At 70.5% G+C, this 645-nt stretch carries 2 protein-coding genes (both cut by a window edge); both read left to right on the top strand.

What is annotated here, in order from left to right; all coding sequences use genetic code 11:
* On the top strand, positions 1-25 hold the 3' portion of the coding sequence (locus FrCorBMG51_RS29315; RefSeq protein WP_047221904.1) for an AMP-binding protein. Its footprint begins 539 nt before the window's first position; 25 of the gene's 564 nt are visible here — the last part of the coding sequence; its start codon lies beyond the left edge, outside the window; it ends in the stop codon at positions 23-25.
* A gap of 56 nt (positions 26-81) precedes the next feature.
* Positions 82-645: the 5' portion of an AMP-binding protein gene (locus FrCorBMG51_RS34460; RefSeq protein ID WP_476742109.1), read on the top strand. The gene runs 378 nt beyond the window's last position; the window shows 564 of its 942 coding nt (coding positions 1-564); the start codon lies at positions 82-84; its stop codon lies beyond the right edge, outside the window.

The following is a 645-nucleotide window of genomic DNA, read 5'->3' on the forward strand; positions in this document are numbered from 1 at the left end:
GAGCCGGCCCGCGGCCGGCCGCTGAGCGAGCTCGTGGAGCTCGGCCGTGGGATCAGCGAGGAGGATGTGCGGTCACGCACCGTGGCAGCCGATCCCGACGCCGTCTCCGACCTGCTGTACACCTCGGGCACCACCGGTGCGGCCAAGGGCGTGATGCTCCAGCACGACGCCGTCCTGCGGACCGCGTACGCCAGCGCCTACACCCGCGCCTTCGAGGACGGCCGGCGGATCCTGTTCGCGCTGCCGATCTACCACGTCTTCGGCTACGTCGAGGGCCTGATCGCGGCGCTGTTCGTCGGCGGGGCGATCTGCCCGCACGCGACGTTCGACGCCCAGCAGACCCTGCGGGACATCGCCCGCCACCGTATCGACGAGCTGATCTGCGTCCCGGCGATGACCAGTATGGTGCTCGACGCGGCACGGACCGGCGACCACGACCTGTCGTCGCTGCGGACGATGTTCTCCTCCGGGGCCGCGCACTCCGCCAGCATGTGGGCCGACATGCTCGAGGTGCTGGGAGTCGATGAGATCTTCACCGCGTACGGTCAGACCGAGACCACGGCGTCGACGACGTGTACCCGGCCGGGCGATCCTCTCGACCGGCTGGCGAACACGAACGGGACCACCAAGCCGGCGGGTGTCGCC

The organism is Protofrankia coriariae (assembly GCF_001017755.1).
Lineage (GTDB): Bacteria > Actinomycetota > Actinomycetes > Frankiales > Frankiaceae > Protofrankia > Protofrankia coriariae.